Annotated in this window: 13 protein-coding genes and 1 tRNA gene; 2 read left to right on the forward strand and 12 right to left on the reverse strand. The window is 65.7% G+C overall.

Annotation, left to right across the window (positions count from 1 at the left end):
* Window positions 1–370: 370 nt before the first annotated feature.
* The 7 genes from PV768_RS00370 to PV768_RS00400 form a co-directional block, all read right to left on the reverse strand.
* Complete coding sequence (locus PV768_RS00370) at window positions 371–2,908, reverse strand: LuxR C-terminal-related transcriptional regulator (RefSeq protein WP_421091945.1); 2,538 nt, start codon at window positions 2,906–2,908, stop codon at window positions 371–373.
* Between the two features lie 106 nt (window positions 2,909–3,014).
* Window positions 3,015–5,750 carry a helix-turn-helix transcriptional regulator gene (locus PV768_RS00375; RefSeq protein WP_157238705.1) on the reverse strand — a complete coding sequence of 912 codons (2,736 nt, stop codon included), beginning with the start codon at window positions 5,748–5,750 and terminating at the stop codon, window positions 3,015–3,017.
* 170 nt (window positions 5,751–5,920) lie between these two features.
* Window positions 5,921–6,514: an aminoacyl-tRNA hydrolase gene (gene pth, locus PV768_RS00380; RefSeq protein ID WP_157238706.1), complete on the reverse strand. Its 594-nt coding sequence runs from the start codon at window positions 6,512–6,514 to the stop codon at window positions 5,921–5,923.
* Between the two features lie 109 nt (window positions 6,515–6,623).
* Window positions 6,624–7,244 (reverse strand): 50S ribosomal protein L25/general stress protein Ctc, encoded by a 621-nt coding sequence (locus PV768_RS00385; RefSeq protein ID WP_157238707.1) that lies wholly within the window; start codon window positions 7,242–7,244, stop codon window positions 6,624–6,626.
* Between the two features lie 286 nt (window positions 7,245–7,530).
* Complete coding sequence (locus PV768_RS00390) at window positions 7,531–8,511, reverse strand: ribose-phosphate diphosphokinase (protein ID WP_157238708.1); 981 nt, start codon at window positions 8,509–8,511, stop codon at window positions 7,531–7,533.
* Window positions 8,512–8,513: 2 nt separating this feature from the next.
* Entirely contained in the window at window positions 8,514–9,992 is a 1,479-nt protein-coding gene (gene glmU / locus PV768_RS00395; protein ID WP_421091946.1) for a bifunctional UDP-N-acetylglucosamine diphosphorylase/glucosamine-1-phosphate N-acetyltransferase GlmU, read from the reverse strand.
* A gap of 101 nt (window positions 9,993–10,093) precedes the next feature.
* Window positions 10,094–10,165, reverse strand: a tRNA-Gln gene (locus PV768_RS00400).
* A 176-nt stretch (window positions 10,166–10,341) separates the two neighbouring features.
* On the opposite strand from PV768_RS00400, the gene PV768_RS00405 reads away from it, so the two are divergent.
* Window positions 10,342–10,968, forward strand: coding sequence for a TetR/AcrR family transcriptional regulator (locus PV768_RS00405; protein ID WP_321215754.1), 627 nt, complete (start codon window positions 10,342–10,344; stop codon window positions 10,966–10,968).
* Window positions 10,969–11,001: 33 nt separating this feature from the next.
* Here the strand turns inward: PV768_RS00405 and PV768_RS00410 are convergent, their stop codons facing one another.
* From PV768_RS00410 to PV768_RS00430, 5 genes are all read right to left on the reverse strand, one after another.
* Complete coding sequence (locus PV768_RS00410; RefSeq protein ID WP_157238709.1) at window positions 11,002–12,831, reverse strand: ABC-F family ATP-binding cassette domain-containing protein; 1,830 nt, start codon at window positions 12,829–12,831, stop codon at window positions 11,002–11,004.
* 37 nt (window positions 12,832–12,868) lie between these two features.
* Window positions 12,869–13,828, reverse strand: a complete 960-nt coding sequence (locus tag PV768_RS00415; RefSeq protein ID WP_421091947.1) for a 4-(cytidine 5'-diphospho)-2-C-methyl-D-erythritol kinase — start codon at window positions 13,826–13,828, stop codon at window positions 12,869–12,871.
* The gene (rsmA, locus tag PV768_RS00420) at window positions 13,825–14,694 is read right to left on the reverse strand and encodes a 16S rRNA (adenine(1518)-N(6)/adenine(1519)-N(6))-dimethyltransferase RsmA (protein ID WP_321215753.1); all 870 of its coding nucleotides are present in this window, start codon (window positions 14,692–14,694) and stop codon (window positions 13,825–13,827) included. The genes PV768_RS00415 and rsmA overlap by 4 nt, the downstream gene beginning before the upstream one ends.
* 161 nt (window positions 14,695–14,855) lie before the next feature.
* On the reverse strand, window positions 14,856–16,025 hold the full coding sequence (locus PV768_RS00425) for a transglycosylase family protein (RefSeq protein WP_323056212.1): 1,170 nt from the start codon (window positions 16,023–16,025) through the stop codon (window positions 14,856–14,858).
* Window positions 16,026–16,303: 278 nt separating this feature from the next.
* Complete coding sequence (locus PV768_RS00430; RefSeq protein ID WP_321215752.1) at window positions 16,304–17,209, reverse strand: TatD family hydrolase; 906 nt, start codon at window positions 17,207–17,209, stop codon at window positions 16,304–16,306.
* Between the two features lie 162 nt (window positions 17,210–17,371).
* On the opposite strand from PV768_RS00430, the gene PV768_RS00435 reads away from it, so the two are divergent.
* Complete coding sequence (locus tag PV768_RS00435) at window positions 17,372–18,499, forward strand: AAA family ATPase (protein WP_157238713.1); 1,128 nt, start codon at window positions 17,372–17,374, stop codon at window positions 18,497–18,499.
* The last annotated feature ends 3 nt before the right edge of the window (window positions 18,500–18,502 follow it).

Below are 18,502 nucleotides of genomic sequence, written 5' to 3' on the forward strand. Positions count from 1 at the left end.
GGAGGGCCGGCGACGGCTGGGGGGAGAGTCTCGGTCTCAGAAGACTCTGACGTCGCCGGCCCCGTCTGGCCCGGTCACGGGGACCGGAAACTCAAGGAGCCTTGTACTGCTCTCAGCATGCTCTGCGGCTTTGTTTCCCCCGCGTCCTTTGCTTCCTTAAGTAAATACTGCGGCGGCGGGAGGTACACGAGTAGGCAGTACTCGAATTCCGCGAGCCAGTACTACCGGGACCGCCCGGCATATACCCGGGAGGGTGATTTGCGAGGGCGGGTGGCCACCACGTCCATCAAGCGGAGGCGGGCAGGCAAAAGCGGCTGCGCCGCCTGGGCACAGCGGGGGCGGGTGTCTTTTCCGGTACCGGCTGCCGGGGCTACTTGGGGAGCGCTGCGTCGAGCTCGTCCCGGCTGCGCACACCGAGTTTCACGTAGGTGCGGTACAGGTGTCCCTCTACCGTACGGACAGAGACCATGAGCCGCTGGGCAATCTCGCGGTCGGTGAGGCCCTGCACGGCAAGCTCGACGATGTCCTGCTCCCGGCGGGTGAGCTGCACGGCCGGGGTGGCGGCAATGAAACGGCCCTCCCGGAACCGCTCGCCCAATTCGTGGTCGCACTTTTCGCGCTGGGCCACGGCCTGCCTGGAGCGGCGGCGCTCCCCTGACTGCTCCAGCACGGTGCTGGCGCGGGCGTAGGCCTCACGTGCAAGGTTGACGAAACCGGATTCCTCCAGCGAGGCCGCGGTATCCATCAACGCATCCCCGTCAGCGGCTTCCCAGTCCGTGGCCAGTTTCAGCATGGCGGCTGCCCAGCGGCCTTCCACGCCGTGAGCTGCCCTCTGCACCATGGGGATCACGGAGGGGTCACCCAGGTCCCAGCCGAGTCCGAGCAGCTCCAGCAGGGTGCCGGCCCTCGTAGAGGCCTCATGGGTGGTCATCAGCGTGTGCAGCGCAGCCAGGCCCTTGCCGTCCCTGGACAGGTACTCTGACGCGGCGGCAGCGTAGGCGCGGGCAAGGAAATCATGGGCGGGGGCACCTGCCAAGGCATCCTTGTAGTCCTGTTCCAGCCGCTTCCCTTGGGCAGTGTCTCCCAGCCGCGCCGCGACATAGAAGCCCAGCGCAGAGCCGAAGCGGAACAGCTGGAGCGGATCGTTGAGCCGCAACGCTTCCACCGCCGGCAGCAGCAGCTGGTAGGCCCGTTCCATCCGGCCCTGCCGCAGCAGGGAGTAGCCGCGCAGCACCTGCAGGCTGCCATTGAACGTGGCGGCCGAGAACGTATGCCCTGCGGCGTAGCTTTCGATCTCACGCTCGGCGGAGTGCCATTCCCCCATGGCGAGGTAATCGGCGACCAGCCGTCCCAGGACGAACTCTGGAAAGAAAAACAGCTTCCCTTCCAGGGGCCGCAGTTCCGCGGACGCCACAAGCGCGGCCTCGAGTCCTTCGGCGGCCTTGCCCGCTGCGGCCAGGGCATGTGCCAGGAGCGCCTCCCCGACAGCCCTGACCGGCGCCTCTTCTTCGGTGGAGCTGCGGTTCCTGATGTCCGCTACGCGGCCGCGCAATCCTTCCGCATCCATGTCCGCACCGAGCTGGAGCAGCTGCAAGAGCTGTTCCAGCCACCATGCTGCGGGCTCCGCTGTGCCAGCGTGTTGTTCCCCGCCCTCCTCTGCCAGGTCCGCCAAGGGGCGTCCCGTTGCCTGATGGGCCGCCGCCCTCAGCAGCAGGACGGACGGACCCTCGGGGTGGCCTGCCAGCTGGAGCCAACAGGCGTCGAGCAGGGCCGCAGCGTCCGCATACGAGCCCTCGTTGTACAGGGCGCGCGCTCGGACGGCATGGGCAAGGGGAAGGAACTCGGGGTCCTGGACCTTGGCAGCGATGGCGCGGGCGCTGTGGTTCCGAAAGCGGGTCAGTGCCTCGCGTGCGGCGTCCAGCATCTCGGCGTCGGGTACGCGCAGGCCGCACTCAAGGGACCACTCCACGGACCGCAGCCGGCCTTCTCCCCGCAGGGTGGCGGGATCCTTGTGTTCCCGGATCTTTTCCAGGAGCTGCAGGCTGCGGGAGACCGAAATGGTGTTTCTGATGGCCTCCGCGAACAGGCTGTTCCAGACAGTCAGTTCGGCGGGGACGCCTGAATTCTCGACCACCATCTGCTGATCCAGCAGGGAGCGGACCACCGGCGCGCCGCAAATGTCTTCGATGACCTTCCGGCCCACCGGCCCGGCAAGGGCAATGAATTTCAGGGCCTCCTGTTCCTCCGGCCGGCGGCGGAGGTGATCCTTGGTAACAACTCCCGTGAGCCGGACGCCATCCGTGGGCAAAGACCCCAGCAGGACCCAAATTCCGTTCCGCTTGGCCAGTATTCCGGCCTCTGCGGCGTCGTGGAGCAGGGCGTCCAGGAGCCGGGGGTTGCCCCCGGAGGCGCTCCAGACGGCGTCCACGGTGGCATCCGGCACTGTCCCGTCAAGAACGTGGGCCAGGACTTCCTCGATCTGGTCGCGGTTCAGCGGGCGCAGGTCCACGCGTTCGGCCAGGCCGTCGTACCAGAGCTGGTCCAGTGGCTGCGGAAGGCCCGGCCGCGGCCTGGCAGCAGCAACCACTGTTGCCCATCCGGCCGAGATCAGGTCCGCAATCACACCGGCCGAAGCCTCGTCCAGGTAGTGCGCATCATCAATGAGGAGCAGGACAGGGGATCCGCTTCCTGCCTTCAGCTTTTCGAAGTAGCTCCACATGGACCGCAGGACGGCAACCGGAGAGACAGACTCCTCGGCAGTCAACTCGCCGGTGTAGGGAGTGAGGACGCCGAACGGCACGGCAGCAAGGGCGGAACTGCCGTGCAGCTGCAGAACATTCAGCTCCCCGCCAAGGCGTTCCGCGATCCCCTCCGTCAGGGACGATTTTCCAATTCCCGGCCCTGCCATGACAAAAACCGCCTGGCTCGCATGGTTCCGGACAATATTGCAGATCCGTTCAAGCGGCTCCCGGCGGCCGGTGAGGAGCCGGTGCGCTGTGGCAGGCTTATGGCCGTTAGACGAGTCCAGTCAGATCACCCCTGGAGGTTACGCCGAGCTTCGTGAAGACCTGGTACAAGTGGCCTTCCACGGTACGGACCGACACGCCCATCTCCAGGGCGATATCGCGGTTGGAGGAACCCCGGCCCGCCAGCCGGGCAATCTGGCGTTCCCTGCTGGTCAGCAGCGGGCTTCCGCTGCTTGGGACGATGGGAAGGTTCGACACGGTGGCGGCGAGGATGTCCAGCCGGGCCTGCGCGGTCCGCGCGGTGAGTGAATCGCCGTCCTGTCGTGCGAAGTCCACAGCGAGGGCCATGCACCGCGCCTCAACGGCATCCAGTTCGAGGGTGGCGGCCAATTCACCACCGGCAAGGAGGGTCCTGGCGTCCTTCGTCCTGCTTCCCACGGCGATCAGCCGGGAAACTTCGGCAAGCGGGCCCTGGCGGTGGCCCGCAATCTCCTCAAGCAGGCGGAAGTCCGCATCGCTGCCGTTGATGGTCGCAGCGAGCAGGTTGATCCCGGCCAGGGTGAAGCGCCCGGCCTCCATTTCCTGCCGGGCGCACCGCTTGAGGCCGGTCACGGCGTCGGGATCGCCCAGCCAGCGGCCCGCGACGAGCGAGCAGAACTCAACGATGCTGTCAGTGATGAAGCTGGACTTTCCGGACGTCCTTTGCAGTTTCGCCAAGTACTTTCGCGCCTGGGCTACGTTGCCGGTCTGGGCGTGGGCCAGTGCAATGGCCGCGTACGCGCAGCGCAGGGCGGCTTGGACCGGCTGCAGCTCCAGCTGCGCCGCGGCGGAGATCAGGGGGTCAAGGGCCGCCATGCCCCGGCCCGAATAGACATAGGCAATGCCGGCTGCCAGTTCGGTTGCTGCACTGCGGAAGGGAAGGCTGTGCGGCTCCTCGGTGGCCTGCGGACCCAGGAGGTCAATGCACCGCCGCCATTGCCCCGCCGTCAGTAATACCAGGTAGGCCTCCCTGGTATAACGTTCCCGCAGACCAACAATGTGGGAGGCATCGCTGATTTGGCCGCCCAACTGGCGCATGAGGCTGAGCGCATCCATCTCGCGTCCGGTCATGGCCAATGCGGTCATCAGCAGGATGGCCGAATCCATGCGGTAGCCGGTATCCGGGTTCAGCGCAGGGTCCGCAGCCCTTTCGAGGTCCGGGATGATGGCGGCGTAATCACCCACGAAAGCGCGATACTCGAACCCGCTCAAGGCCACCCGGTTCGCTGCGGCGGCCGCAGGCTCCGGCCACCCAGTAAAGTTCGGGGCCGACTCCAGCCTTTGCCGGGCTTCACTGAGCAGGTCCGGCACCTTGCCTGCCGCCTCCGGGAGCCGCATCATGACCTGCGACTTGGCGGCTATGACGTCCGCATACTCCTCGACGTCAAGGCTTTCGAGTTCCGGCTGCGAAATGTCATCAAGTGCGGCCATGGCCTGGACCGGCATGTCCAGCTGAAGGTACGCGGCGGCTTTCTGCCGCTGGCCGGCCGTCCACTCCCGGTCCGTCCGCTGAAGCATTTCGGCGTACGTCAGCGCAAACCGCGGATCGAAGAGCTGGACTGCCGCTTCCGCGGCAGCCAACGCCAGGGCGGGACTCAGGTCCGCCTCGCATTCATGCGTCCACGCCGCGAAAGCCATTAGCTCCTCGACGGTCATGGCGGCAGGATCAGGTTCCGCACCGGCCAGGAGCACGCTGCGCAGTTCCCTGCGCCGGGCAATGCTCAGCCAGGTGCGCACCACGTCACCAATGTACTTTTCACGCAACGAAACCCAGCGATGGTCGGACTGGTCGATCTCCAGCAGGCCGCCGTCTTCCATGTCGGCCACCACTTCGGCACGGTAGATGGCCGTCAGCCTGGACAGCTCAACCCTGCGGGCGCAGGAAAGCATCTCGATGACTTCCCGGGTTTCGGGCGTTTCCCTGGACCATCTGGAGCGAACGATGTCGTCCAGGCTGGCCGCGCCGTCGAGCACCACTTTGTCCCGCAGGGTCCAGACTGAATCGGAGAGCACCAGGTTTCCGGACAGCTGCTGTTCGGTGACGAGCGCCTTCAGGAGCAGCGGGTTGCCGCCCACCATGTGGTGATAGGTGCTGACCAGGGAGGCCGAAACGCGGTGCCCCAGCAGGGACAACAGGACCTGGCGGGTCTGCAGTTCGTTGAGGTTGTTCAGCCGGACTTCGGTCAGCCGGTGGTCCGTGAGCAGCCAGTGGAAATCGGCAGGAAGATCGCTGATTTTCGGGGCCACAGCAATGATTTTGGCGGTGCCGGTCAGCAGGACGTTGAGCAGCACTCCGGCGCTCATGTCGTCAATGCTGCCGGAGGTGTCAAGGGTGATGATGCAGGGACGTCCTGCGGCGTCACTGCGGATCAGGGAAGTAATGCCGCGGAGGATTGCCGTGGGCGAGCCCATGTACGCCTGCGGAAGCCTGGCCAGGAGAAAGGAGAGGCAACCATAGGGCGTTGCGGAGCCGGCGGGTCCGCTGCGGAGCTGCAGTGACCAGATGTCGGGGCCGAGGTCCATCACGGCAGCGCGGGCCAGTGAAGACTTTCCCACGCCGCGGCCGCCGGTGATCACCACCCCAAGGGAGTCTGCGCCGGTCAGGGCGGTGCGGACCGACTCAAGGTTTGCGCCGCGTGCAGGGGCAGACCAAAGCTGACCCTCCCGCCTCTCGGAGGTGTCTGTGTTCAGCCCGACGTGGTGAGGTGTTGACCCACGTCCCCAGCTAAGTGGCTCGATTGACATGAACTTTTCCCCTACATCCCGCGATAGCGGGATGTAGCCCCATCGCTCCCCCGCATAGGTAGAAGACTACCCCGCACCAGAGACAAGGAGACAGGGCCAAAGGCACTTAAGTTTTCAAAGTTACCGGAGATTTCAAGTTGCTGGAGTAATTGACTGACCGGAGTTCTTGGTTACTGGCGTTCGGACTTCGCTGGATGGAACTTCTGCTGCGCCGCCGTGAGGCCGTCGCGCAGCAGCGCTTCAACCGCATCAGCAGCATCGTCCAGGAGGAAGGGCAGTTCCTTCAGCTCGGCGGAGCCGAAGTCGCGCAGCACGTAATCGGCGGTCTCCATGCGTCCCGGCGGCCGGCCCACCCCCACCCTGACGCGGAGATAGTCCTTGGTGGCCAAGGCCCTGGAGATGTCCCGCAGCCCGTTATGGCCGCCTTCTCCCCCGCCGATCTTGAGCTTGACCGTATTAAAGGGAATGTCGATCTCGTCGTGGACCGCCACCACATGGTCCGGGGCAATGCCGTAGAAGTTCGCCAGCGCCGCAACGGGCCCCCCGGAAACGTTCATGTAGCTCATCGGCTTTGCCAGCACGACGCGGGGTCCGCCGATGCCGAGGCGGCCTTCGAGGACCTGGGCGCGGGCCTTGTGGCTTTTGAAGCCGGCACCTATGCGGCCTGCCAGCTCGTCAAGCACCATCTGGCCGACATTGTGCCGGTTGCCCTGGTACTGGGCGCCGGGGTTTCCAAGGCCGACAATCAGCCAGCTATCAGTCATGAGTCAATCCTAGGGTGGGTGGCCCGCCGGCCTGGTGCCGCAACGGGCAGTAGACATGCCAATGGCCGGACCCCGCGGGAGTCCGGCCATTGGCAGGGAATGCGGCTGATTACTCGGCTGCGGCTTCCTCGGTGGCCGCGGAAGCGGCCTCGGAGGCAGCTTCGGCCTCTTCGCCTGCTTCTTCCTCTGCGACCTCAACGGCCTCGGAGATGTTCACCACGAGGGCCTCGGGGTCGGTCAGCAGGACCGAGCCCTTGGGCAGGACCAGATCGGAAGCGTGGATGTGCTCACCGGCGCCACGGCCTTCGATGCTCACCTCAACGGCCTCGGGCAGGTGGGTGGCCTCGGCCTCGAGGGACACCACAGTCAGTTCCAGGTTGTGCACGGTGCCGGGGGCGGTTTCGCCGGCAACATGGACGGGAACGTCAACGGTGACCTTTTCGCCCTTGCGGACGGTGAGGAGGTCGATGTGCTCGATGATCTGCTTGATGGGGTCGCGCTGGACGTCCTTCACCAGGGCCAGGTGGCCTTCGCCGTTGATGTCCAGGGACAGCAGGGCGTTGGGGGTGCGGACAGCCAGGGTGGTGGCCTTGGCCGGAAGCGTGACGTGGATGGGCTCTGCGCCGTGACCGTAGATGACGGCGGGGATGAGGTTGGCCATCCGGGCGCGGCGGGCGTAGCCCTTGCCGAATTCGGTGCGCAGTTCTGCTGCGAGCTTCTGCTCAGACATGGAAATCTCCTTGAATCCTAAACGGTGTTCAGCAAGGGCGGAGGTCTGTTGCGACCTTCAACGCCGGGCGGCCGGAGCCGGCCCATCCTAGAAGGGAGATTCAGACCCAGTCGATAACGGAGACCTGCAACGGCTTCCCGCAGATGCGGTTACCAGTGCTCTCCCTCGCCAAGGTATCGCTGAACAGCTTACCAGCGCCGGGCCCGTTTACTGAAAACGGTCCCCGCCAGCTCCCCAGGCTCGCCCAGGGAACCCTGCCGGCGTGGGCCCACTGCAGGCGACGCCGTCAGGCGTTGCCGTCGAAAAGGCTGGTGACCGAACCGTCGTCGAACACTTCACGGACGGCGCGCGCGATCAGCGGGGCGATGGAAAGCACCGTCAGCTGGGGGAACCGCTGGGATGCAGTGAGCGGCAGGGTGTTGGTGACAACCACTTCACGGGCGCCGGACTCGGAGAGGCGCTTGGCGGCGGGATCGGAGAAGACCGCGTGGGTGGCCGCGATGATGACGTCCTTGGCACCGGCGTTCTTCAGCACCTGCACGGCGCCGGAGATGGTTCCGCCGGTGTCGATCATGTCGTCGATCAGGACGCAGGTGCGCCCCTCGATCTGGCCCACCACGGTCTTGGACACAGCCTGGTTCGGCACAGTCAGGTCCCGGCTCTTGTGCACAAAGGCGAGCGGCGCGCCGCCCAGGCGCTCGGCCCACTGCTCCGCGACCCGGACGCGTCCGGTGTCCGGGGAAACGACGGTAACGTTTTCGGCGGCCACCCGGGTGCGGATGTAGTCAGCGAGCAGCGGAATGGCCATGAGGTGGTCCACCGGGCCGTCGAAGAAGCCCTGGATCTGCGAGGTATGCAGGTCCACGCTCATGATGCGGTCCGCGCCGGCGGTCTTGTACAGGTCCGCCACAAGGCGGGCGGAGATGGGCTCCCGGCCCCGGCCCTTCTTGTCCTGGCGGGCGTAGGGGTAGAACGGGGACACCACCGTGATGCGCTTGGCGGAGGCCCGCTTCAGCGAATCGATCATGATCAGCTGTTCCATCAGCCAGTTGTTCAGCGGGAAGGGGTGGGCCTGGATGACAAAAGCATCCGTGCCGCGGACGCTTTCACCGGCGCGGACATAGATCTCACCGTTGGCGAAGTCATAGGCGTCCACCGGCAGCAGGTCGGTACCGAGCTCCTTGGCGATCTCCTTGGCCAGCTCCGGGTGGGCCCGGCCGGTTGCGAGCACCAGTTTCTTCTCGCCGCGCGCCGTAATTTCGCTCATGGTTACTTGCCCTCTTCTGTAGATGCCGGGGTACTTGAGGAATCTGTGGTGGCCGCCTGGGCCAGTTCAGCGGAGCGGGTTCCCGGGCGGTTGGCCGCGACCCATCCCTCGGCATTGCGTTGGGCGGCAACGGTCACGGCAAGCGCTCCCGCCGGCACGTCTTTTCTGATCACGGCGCCGGCACCGCTGTAGGCGCCGTCGCCCACGGTGACCGGAGCAACGAACACCGTGTTGGAGCCTGTCCGGACGCCCGAGCCGATGACCGTGCGGTGCTTCTTCTCGCCGTCGTAATTCGCCGTGATGTTTCCGCAGCCGATGTTGGTGTCCTCGCCGATTTCGGCGTCCCCGGCATATCCGAGGTGTGACAGCTTGGACCCGCGCCCGATAGTCACGTTCTTGGTTTCGTAGAACGCGCCGATCTTTCCGGTGTCCCCCAGGACAGTGCCCGGACGCAGGTAGGTGAAGGGGCCGACGGCGGCGCCCGCGCCGATGACGGCGCCGGAACCGTGGGTTCGGGTTACCTTTGCGCCCTCGCCGATGGTGACATCCGTCAGGGTGGTGTCGGGGCCGACGACGGCGTCCCTCGCCACGGTGGTTGCGCCGTGGAGTTGGGTGTTGGGAAGGATCCGGACGTCCTCGTCCAGGGTTACGGACGAATCGATCCAGGTGGTGGCGGGGTCCACTACGGTGACGCCGGCGCGCATCCAGGCCTCCACGATGCGGCGGTTCAGCTCTGCGCCGAGGGCGGAGAGCTGGACGCGGTCATTGGCGCCTTCCACCTGCCAGCGGTCGGCAGTAACGACGGCGGCGACGCGGCCGCCTGCCTTCCGGGCGAGTCCGAGCACATCAGTGAGGTATTTTTCGCCCTGCGAGTTGTCGGTGGTGACGTGGGTGAGTGCGTCCCGGAGGACGGCTGCGTCAAAGGCGTAGATGCCGGAGTTGACCTCACGGATCAGGCGTTCGGCGTCCGATGCGTCCTTGTGTTCGCGGATGCCGGTCACGGTGCCGTCCTCGCCGCGAAGGATCCGGCCGTATCCCGTGGCATCGTCAAGATCGGCGGTCAGCACGGTGACGGCATTGGCTTCACGCTCGTGCGTGGCCACAAGCTCGGCCAGCAGTTGTCCGGACAACAGCGGCACGTCGCCGTAGGTCACCACCACGGTGCCGGTAAGGTCCTGTTCTGCGTCCAGGGCCTGCAGGGCCACTTCAACAGCACGGCCGGTGCCGGGGATGTCGTCCTGGTCCACGATCAGGGCAGCAGGGTCCAGCTCCGCGACGTGGCGTGCCACCAGGTCGCGTTCGTGGCGGACCACGATGGCCAGCTGCCGGGGGCTGATGCTGCGGGCGGCCAGCAGTGCGTGGCCCACCATGGACCTGCCGCCGATTTCATGCAGGATCTTGGGGGTACGCGACTTCATCCGCGTACCGGCGCCTGCCGCCAGGACGATTACTGCGGCCGGGCCGGTATTCTCGGGGATCACGTACGGGCTCTCCTTGCTTGGTTACGCTGGCGCTTACGGTGTCCCGGCGAAATTGCGGGCGGCACCGTATGTCATCCTACTGAACGCTCCTCGCACAGCAGTTCCGCCCATAGGATTCGAACCTATACTCCACGGCTCCAAAGGCCGGGGTGCTGCCATTACACCAGAGCGGACCATGCCTTGGCGCGCGGCCGGGCACAAGTAGTTATTTTGCCACGGGTTCGGGGCGCCGCGCGACATGGGCCCTTCATCCCCTGCCCTTCCCCCGTTCCTGTCCCGCCCCGCCCGCTTTCCCGGCCCGTCCGGAGCGCCGCAAATCCGCCGGGAACGCGTAGTGCATGATGGAACGGTGAGCACCAACCCCCCGCGGAGACGGATGACCGGGCTTCAGCGGCGGAGCCAGCTGATCGACGTCGGACGCGGCCTCTTCGCCGTCCGCGGGCTCGACGGCACCACCATCGAGGAAATTGCTGCCTGCGCCGGAGTCTCCAAGCCGGTCATCTACGAACACTTCGGCTCCAAGGAAGGCCTGTACACCCAGGTGGTAGAGCACGAGTTTCGGCTCCTCCTGGACTCCATCAACGGCGCACTCACCGAGGAAGCCAAGCCGCGCGTCCTGGTGGAACGTGCCGCCCTGGCCCTGCTCACCTACATCGAGGACCGCACCGAAGGTTTCCGGATCCTGATGCGGGACGCTCCGCCGTCCCAGCCGGAAGGCGCCTTTTCCACACTGCTCTCGCACGTGACCGCCAAGGTGGAACACATCCTCTCCGACGAGTTCGACCGGCGCGGCTTCAGCGCCCGGGACGGCGCCATGTACGCCCAAATGCTCGTAGGCATGGTGGCAATGACCGGCCAATGGTGGCAGGACTCCCGCCAGCCCGACAAGCACACGGTGGCCGCACACCTCGTCAACCTCGCCTGGAACGGCCTGACCGGCCTCAAAAAGGACCCGGAACTGCAGTCTGAACTCTAGGCCTCGCCGTGGTTCCGTCCGCGGCGAAGGGGGTCAGTCGCCCAGGAGTTCCGAGGACTCAAGCCATTCGAGTTCCAGGGCGTCCTTTTCGTCGGCCAGGTCCTTGAGCTGCTTGTTCTGTTCTGCCAGGGCGTCGAAGTCGGACTTCTCCGTGCTCTTGACCATGTCGTCGTGAAGCTTCTTTTCCTGCTGGTCGAGCTTCTTGATCTGCCGTTCGATCCTGTTGAGGGCCTTCCGGGCGTCGCGCTTCTCTGCTTCCGAGGCGCCTGACGGGGCTGAGGCGGCGGTGCTGCTGCCGGCGCTGGTGACGGGGTTCCCGCCGCCGGTGACCGTGGAGCCTGCCAGGGCGGACTCACGCAGCTCGAGGTACTGGTCCACGCCGCCGGGCAGGCCGCGGAGCTTGCCGTCGCCGAGGAGTGCCATCTGATGGTCGGTGACCCTTTCCAGCAGGTAGCGGTCGTGGCTGACCACCACCAGGGTTCCGGGCCAGCCATCCAGGACATCTTCGACGGCCGCAAGGGTATCGGTGTCGAGGTCGTTGGTGGGCTCATCCAGCATCAGCACGTTGGGTTCGCCGACAAGCAGGCGAAGAAGCTGGAGCCGGCGGCGTTCGCCACCGGACAGGTCCTTGACCGGGGTCCACTGCTTCTCGTTGGTGAAACCCAGCTGCTCCACCAACTGGCCGGCACTGAATTCCTTGCCGCCCACGTTGAAGGACCGCTTTTCCCGCTCAATCACCTCGATGACGCGCAGGTCCTTGACGTCGTCGAGTTCCTTGACCTCCTGGGTCAGGACAGCGGTGACCACGGTCTTGCCCCGCTTGACCTTTCCGGCGTCGGGAAGGATCTCTCCATTGAGAAGCTTCAGGAGCGTGGTCTTGCCGGCGCCGTTGACGCCCACCAGTCCCAGGCGTTCGCCGGGGGCAAGACGCAGGGTGATGTTGTCGAAGAGCTTCCGCCCGTCATCGCTGCCCTGGAAGTTGAGGGAGACGTTCTCCAGGTCCAGCACGTCCTTGCCCTGGCGGGCGGTTGCCATTTTGCTGAGGGCCATGGAGTCCCGCGGCTCAGGCACATCTGCGATGAGGGCGTTGGCGGCCTCAATCCTGAACTTGGGCTTTGCCGTCCGCGCGGGTGCCCCGCGGCGGAGCCAGGCGAGTTCCTTCTTGACCAGCTGCTGGCGCTTGCCCTCGACGACGGACGCCATCCGGTCCCGCTCGGCACGGGCCAGCACGTAGGCGGCATAACCGCCTTCAAAGGGGTCAACGATCCCGTCGTGGACTTCCCAGGTCTTGTTGCAGACCTCATCGAGGAACCACCGGTCGTGGGTCACCACCAGGAAAGCACCCTGGTTGGGCCGCCAGCGCGTCCTCAGGTGGCGCGACAGCCAGGCCACACCCTCCACGTCGAGGTGGTTGGTGGGCTCGTCCAGCATGATGACGTCGTGGTCCTCGATCAGCAGTTTGGCAAGCGCCACGCGCCGCTTCTGGCCGCCGGAGAGTGCATGGACGTTGGCGTGCCAATCGACGTCGGACACCAGCCCGCCCATGACTTCGCGGATCTGGGGATTGCGGGCCCACTCGTAGTCCGCCTGGTCCCCCACGATCGCGGCACCCACTGTCAGGTCGCCGTCGAGCACGTCGCTTTGATCCAGGTATCCCACGTTGACGTCACCGCGCTTGGTGACCCTGCCCGAATCCGGCGTGGAGCGCAAGGCAAGCAGCCGCATCAGGGTGGATTTGCCGTCGCCGTTGCGCCCCACCATGCCGATCCTGTCACCCTCCTCAAGCCCCAGGGTTACCCCGTCCAGGACTGTACGGGTCGCGTAGGAGACCGTCAGGTTCTCGCCGCCAAGAAGGTGTGCCAAAGGAACTGCTTTCTGCTTCAGGTAAAAAACTGGAGGTTTAGAGGAGGGTGTCGGAAATGATGCGCGCGCCCGGAACCGGGCCATGGACTGCGAGGGCTGTCAAGCCGTAGTGCCGCAGATCCGCGGCCAGGCCTTCAGCGGCCACCGAATCATCAGTCAGCAGGGCCACCGTGGGCCCCGATCCGGAGACGATGCCCGCAATTGCTCCGTGCGATTCTCCGATACCCAGCGTATCGCGCAGGGCGGGCGCCAGTTCAATGGATGCCCGCTGGAGGTCGTTGACCAGGACACGGCTCAGCGCTTCGGCGTCACCGCTGCGCAACGCTGTCAGGATCTTCGGGTCCACCCCGGTGGGTTCTGCGGCGTTGGCGCTGGCCGCTTCGCGGAGGCGGTCAAGGGTGCGGTACACCTCGGGAGTGGGAAGCCCGTAGTCCGCGGTGACCAGTACCCAGTGGGTCTGTGCCTTAGCCAGCGCCGGCGAAAGTTCGTCGCCCACGCCCAGGCCAACCGCCGTGCCGCCAAGGAGGGAAAAGGGGACGTCGGCCCCCAGTTCGGCAGCGAGGTGCGCCAGCTCTTCCCGCGACAGGCCACTGTTCCAGAGCGCGTCGCAGGCCAGCAGGGTTGCGGCAGCATCTGCCGATCCGCCGCCCATGCCTCCTGCCACCGGCACGCGCTTGGTAATTTCCAGATGGACCCCGGTGGAGTGCTCGGAGACGTCGGCCATAATCGCCGCGGCCTTGTGGGCCAGGTTGTTTCCGTCGAGCGGGATGTCCGCGGCGTCAAGATCGACCGTGCTGGCCGGGCTGAGGCTGATGGTGATCCCGGGCGTCTCCGTGCTGGTGGCAGCCACTTCCTCGTAGAGGGATACGGCCAGGTACACGCTGGCAACGGAGTGGTAGCCATCCGGTCGCAGCGGCCCCACTTCCAGCGAAACGTTCACCTTGCCGGGGGCTTTGACGCGGACTGTCCTTGCGGTGAACCGTCCCGGGGCGCTCATGCCAGCGCCTGCTTGGCTTCCGCGATTTTCGCGAAGGCTTCGATGCCGATGACCTCGCCCCTGGCGGTGGGGTCGACGCCGGCGGCAACGAGGCAGCGCTCCGCTTCCGGCGCCCCGCCGGCCCAACCGGCCAAAGCGGCCCTCAGGGTCTTGCGCCGCTGGGCGAAGGCGGCGTCCACCACGGCGAAGACCTGTTCCCTGGTGGCTGTGGTGACCGGAGGCTCGCGCCGGGTAAAGGCCACCAGCCCCGAATGGATCTTGGGCGCCGGCCAGAAAACGTTCATGCCGATCACCCCCGCTTTGCGCATCTGGCTGTACCAGGCCGCCTTTACCGACGGCACGCCGTAGGTCTTGGAACCCGGCCCAGCGGCCAGCCGGTCCGCCACCTCATCCTGGACCATCACCAGTCCGTGCTGGAGGCTGGGGAAGTGCTGAAGGAGGTGCAGCACCACGGGAACGGCGACGTTGTAGGGCAAATTGGCCACCAGTGCCGTGGGCTGCACCGGCAGCTCCGTGACCTTCATGGCATCGGCATGCACCAGGTGGAAGGCTCCCGCGGCGGCCGGCCGCCATTCCCTGACGGTTTCCGGCAGTTTGGCAGCCAGCACCGGGTCAATTTCCACCGCCACTACCGACGCCGCAGCATCGAGGAGTCCGAGGGTCAGGGATCCCAGCCCCGGCCCCACTTCCAGCACTGTCTCTTCCGGGCCAACATCCGCGGCGGCCACAATCCTGCGGATGGTGTTGCCGTCGATGACAAAGTTTTGGCCGAGGGTCTTGGTGGGGCGGACACCGATCTCCTCCGCGAGCCGGCGTATGTCGGATGCACCAAACAATGGTGCGGGCGCGGGGATTGGTTCAGTCACCTAGGTATCCTATCCCGCGCGGTACGGGCGCCCCACCGGAAAAGAGGAGGGGGAAACAGGCGGGGAACCCGCCGGGAAAGACTGCCCGGTTAAACGGCTGCGGCCGGCCCCGGGTATCCGGGACCGGCCGCAGTGCCCGCATGGGCAGGCAATCCGCGAGGTCAGCTGGTGGCAGCCCAACCGCAGCCCCACGGCTGCAGGCCGCGCTGTGCGTAAACGCGGTTGGCAATGTCGATCTGCTGGGCCTTGGTGGCAAGGCTGGCGTTGGGGGCGTACGCGCCGCCGCCGGCGCCGATCCAGGTCCGGATATCGAACTGAAGGCCGCCGTAGTAACCGTTGCCGGAGTTGATGCTCCAGTTTCCACCGGACTCGCACTGGGCAATCTTGTCCCACATGGCTTCGTTCATCATTGCCGGAGCAGCGGCCCCGGTGTTGGCGCCTGCAGATGCCGAGGTGGCAGCCTGCGCAACGGGCTTGGGCTTGGTGCCCACGGTGACCTTCTCAGGTACGGGCTGGACCGCAACAGTCTCCGACACAAGGGTCCGGGACGCTTCGCGGCCGTCCACCAGTACCAGCTTGAAGGTCTTCTCCAGCTTGCCTGCGACGCCTTCCTGGGTGACTTCTTTTTCACCCTTCAGCAGTTCGGCGCTCTCACTGGTGACAATCTCGAAGGGGACGTCCTCTGTGGCGACCGCAGTCTGGCCGGTGTCGACGCGCGAGACCTTGATGACCATATTGTTCACCACGTGCGCGTTGGCCGGCTGCGACGTGCGGTCGTTGGCACCAAGGGCCAGGCCGGCGTCTTCGAGGACCTTGCCGACGGTGGCCGCCGTGGTGGTTGCGGTGTCCACCTTGCCGTCGGCAACAATGCTGACGGACTTCGGTGTGGAGATGGAAACGTAGGATCCGGCAACTGAAAGCTGGGCATCCTTGGGCGCGGAAACCGAGGACGCGCTCGCGACGCCGAGTTCAGTAACCAGCCCCGCGACGTCCTGCGCGGTAGTGTTCACCGTCTTCTCGGCACCGTCGAGGCTCACCTTGACCTCTTTGGCCTTGTTGACGTTGATGACCGTGCCGTTCTGGACCGACGCATCAACGGACGGTGACACGCGGTCTGCAGGGTTGAGTTCCAGGTTGGCGCTCTTGACCACCTGGCCAACAGTTCCGCCGAACGTCTGCACGGACGAGACCTTGCCGTCAACATTGAGTGTGATGGTCTTGTTATTGCCGACGAAGGCTACGAGGCCCACCACGAGTGCGCAGAGCACCAGCAGTTGCGCGCCAACCTTGACAAAGCTGAACTTGCCGTCCGACGTAAAGAACTTGATCACGATTGCCCGTAACTTTAGGTCCATCCGGGCACGGGGAATCGCGCAATAAAATGCCCGGTACGGCCACAAGGGGCAGTCCGGGCACCGTTGCGCCGCCTAAACTCCGCTCAATCGGCAGGCCGGGGCAACGCCCGGGAGCCTGCTGCAGAAAGAAGTGAATTACCCGCTGGCCTTCCCCGACCCCGGCTAATATCTGTCCACTGTAACCGTAGCGTTATAAAGCAACCAACAATTGTGCATACCGGGTATTTATTTGACAATGCCCGGGAAACGGCCGCCTAGTCCCAGGATCCGTATGCCCGTACGGTATTTTCGCTTATTCGGGCGCATATTTCGGCAAGATCGGATTCTGTCAATTCGGCCATGGCGCGGACTGTGTAAGGAACCATGTAGCTGGCGTTCGGCCGCCCGCGGTGGGGGTGCGGAGTCAGGAACGGCGCATCGGTTTCCACCAGGACCAAACCAGGGTCCGCAACTGCGAGGGCCCGGCGCAAATTCGCCGCATTCCGAAAAGTCAGCGTACCTGCAAAGGACATCCACCACCCTTCCTCGTTGCAGATCCTCGCCAGCTCGTCGTCGCCGGAGAAACAGTGGAAAACCACCCGCCCCGGCGCGCCTTCTTCCCTCAGTACCTGGACGACGTCGTCATGCGCGTCCCGGTCGTGGATCTGGAGCGTCAGGTCCAGGCGCTTGGCGATGTCGATATGGCGCCGGAAGGAGTACCTCTGATGCGCCAGCCCCTCCCCCTCGGTGCGGTAGAAATCGAGCCCGGTCTCCCCGATGGCCCGGATCCGGGGGTGGGAGGCGAGCTGCTCAATCTCTGCGAGCGCTTCTTCCAGTTGGCCGCGGGCGGCGTAACGGGGGGCGTCGTTGGGATGCAGCGCCACCGCCCCCAGCAGCCGCTCGTCCAGGTCCACCGCGCGGACCGTGAACCGGGACGATTCCAGGTCGCAGCCCACCTGGACTGCTCCCTGGACACCCACGGCCGCGGCGGCATCCAAAGCCGCCTTCACTCCGACCGGGGCCTGTCCGTCCGGGAAGTCAAGGTGGGTGTGGTTGTCCATAACGGGTACCGGCAGGGGTTCCGGAGCGGGCGGAAACGCCTTTTGCCGTGAGTTCCCCGGCTCCGGTGCGCCTGCCGTTGCGGGGTCCTGGTAGGCAGCGGGAGGAAGCGGATTGCACATCCGTCCAGCCTAGCCGCGGATGCTGCCGCATATTTGTCGGAACTCTCTGTCTGCGGTGGCAGTTGTGTTAGTAGTCTGGTACGAACACATGCGAACGCCCACCCGACGGGCGAAGGCAGGCTTGCTGTCCCGTCCAGGTGAACCAGCGCTGAAAGGTTGCCGATGGAACCCCACCGACGCACTGCCAACGATGTGAGCGCTGTGCACGGCAACCTGGCGGGAATTACCGATCCCGTCAGCCGTTTGAACGGTCACCGCCCCGCAGCCATGGACGCTGCTTCCTTCCACGCAGCGAGCCAGCGCATCCTCACGTCCGTTAATACAGTCATCGATGGGAAATCCGACGCCGCCAAACTGGCGCTGACCGTACTGCTGGCCCAGGGCCACCTGCTGCTTGAAGATGTCCCGGGCGTAGGGAAGACACTCCTCGCCAAGACACTGGCACGCACCATCGACTGCACCGTCAACCGGATCCAGTTCACCCCGGACCTGTTGCCGTCCGATGTGACGGGCGTGTCCATCTACAACCAGGCCTCCCGGCTGTTTGAGTTCCGTCCGGGGGCTGTCTTCGCCAACATCGTCATCGGCGACGAAATCAACCGCGCCTCGGCCAAGACCCAGTCCGCGCTGCTTGAATGCATGGAAGAGCACCAGGTGACGGTGGACGGCAACTCGTACCGGCTCGACGAGCCGTTCATGGTGGTCGCCACCCAGAACCCCATCGAAATGGAGGGGACCTACCCGCTGCCCGAGGCGCAACGGGACCGTTTCATGGCCAGGATCTCCATGGGATACCCGGACAAGGACGCCGAAATCGAGATGCTCGAAACGCATCAGGCAACCTCGCCCCTGGCCAAGGTTTCCGCCGTCGTCACTGCAGCTGAGGTGGCGGCCATGATCACCACCGTCCAGCAGGTTTACGTGTCCCAGGCTGTCAAGGAGTACACAGTGTCCGTGGGCAGGGCCACCAGGGAAAGCCCGCTGCTCCGGCTGGGTGCCAGCCCCCGGTCCATGCTGCAGCTGCTGCGCGCGGCGAAAGCCACCGCGGCCCTGGACGGGCGCGACTTCGTGCTGCCGGACGACGTCGTCCACCTCGCCGAAGCCGTGCTGGCACACAGGATCATCCTGGACCGGAAGGCCGCTGGTGCCGGGGAGACCCCCCACAGTGTCCTGCGGGGCATCCTGTCGCGCTTGCCCGTCACGTCCGGGACCGCTGGAGCCGGCACCAGGGCCCCTGCCCCTGCCGGCAGGACGGCTGCCCCGGTCACCGGCCTGGGCAGGAACCGCTAGGCG

The organism is Pseudarthrobacter sp. CC4 (genome assembly GCF_048957775.1).
Lineage (GTDB): Bacteria > Actinomycetota > Actinomycetes > Actinomycetales > Micrococcaceae > Arthrobacter.